Below are 1,342 nucleotides of genomic sequence, written 5' to 3'. Positions count from 1 at the left end.
TGAACCGTCCTGGTCTGGTCGGAGACCTGGATCAAGCCACCGCGGGGATCGGGGTGACGGCCTGACGGTACTGCCTCTCGTGGTCGACAGGGGCGCGGTATCCGATCGCTGAGTGCAGCCGGGCGGTGTTGTACCAGTGCACCCAGGCGGCGGTCTGGCGTTCGACCTCCGCGCGGCCGGTCCAAGACCTGAATCGATCGGTATCGATCAGCTCGGTCTTGTACAGGCCGATCGTCGACTCCATCAACGCGTTATCGAGGGCGTCACCGACCGATCCGATCGATCCAGTGATTCCCGCCTCGCGCAGTTCCCGCGAGAACGCGATGGACGTGTATTGACTTCCAGCATCGCTGTGATGCACCAAACCGGTTGCGGTGAAAGCGAACTCACCCCTGCGGCGGCAGAAGAGGGCTTGCTCGACGACGCTGGTGACCAACGGGGTGTGCTTGGTGGACATCACTCGCCAGCCGAGAATCCGGCGCGAAAAGACATCGACCAGGAACGCCACGTACACAAATCCGGCCTGTGTCCACACGTAGGTGAAGTCGGCGACCCACAGCTGATCCGGTGCAGAGGGTTTATTCCATTGCCGCGCAACATGATCAGGGAACCTGGGTGCTCGATCATCACGCGCGGTCGTGATCGTGCGATGTGATCCGCGGACCGCGCCGCAGATCCCGCACACCCGCATCAGCCGGGCAACCTGATCGCGCCCCATCGGGTGCCCGCGCTGGCGCATCGCATGCCAGAGCTTGCGGACCCCGTACACGCGCCGGTTGCCCTCGAAGACCTGGAAAACCGCGTGCGCGTCGTACGCCTGGGCCAGCACCGCTTCGGTGACCGGACCGGTCTTCTTGTGCGCGTAGTAGGTAGACGGGGCGATCTGCATGCCGTGCTCGGTGAGCACCCGGCAGATCGGGTCGACCCCGAATCGTTCCCGGTGAGCGTCGATGTAGTCGACGATCACCGCAGTCGGCGGTCGACCTCCGCCGCTGCGAAAAACGCCGAGGCTGTCTTGAGGATCTCATTGGCCCTTCGTAATTCGGCATTCTCCTTACGCAGCGCCTTCAACTCCGACGAGATACTTCCAGCAGCACCGCCGCCGCCGCCAGCCTCGGCCGGCGCATCGGATTCGACCCAATTGCGCAGCGTGGCCGGATTGATGTCGAGGAGCGCACCGACATGCTTGCGTGCGCCGAGTTTCGACTCACCGGTCTCTTTCAGACGATCGTGATACATCCGGACCGCCCGCTCACGGGTCTCCTGATCGAACTTGCGTGGTGCTGCCATGACCGCATTCTCCTGGTGCGTTCACGGTCTCCGCCAGACCCAGGACGGTTCA

General features: G+C 63.6%; 1 protein-coding gene and 1 other annotated feature. The gene reads right to left on the bottom strand.

The window, feature by feature from the left end:
• Positions 1–31 precede the first annotated feature (31 nt).
• Positions 32–1,290, bottom strand: a protein-coding gene (locus tag G341_RS0100025) for an IS3 family transposase (RefSeq protein WP_155826636.1) whose coding sequence is annotated in 2 segments (ribosomal slippage) — positions 32–996 and positions 996–1,290 — 1,260 coding nt in all. Because the reading frame shifts where the segments join, the coding sequence is not laid out codon by codon here.
• Positions 875–1,006: a sequence feature (AL1L pseudoknot), on the bottom strand. Its footprint overlaps the gene before it by 132 nt.
• Positions 1,291–1,342 lie beyond the last annotated feature (52 nt).

It is taken from the genome of Jongsikchunia kroppenstedtii DSM 45133 (genome assembly GCF_000380485.1).
Lineage (GTDB): Bacteria > Actinomycetota > Actinomycetes > Mycobacteriales > Mycobacteriaceae > Jongsikchunia > Jongsikchunia kroppenstedtii.
Note: the sequence above shows the minus strand (reverse complement) of the source record. Positions and strands in the feature narration are given on the sequence as shown.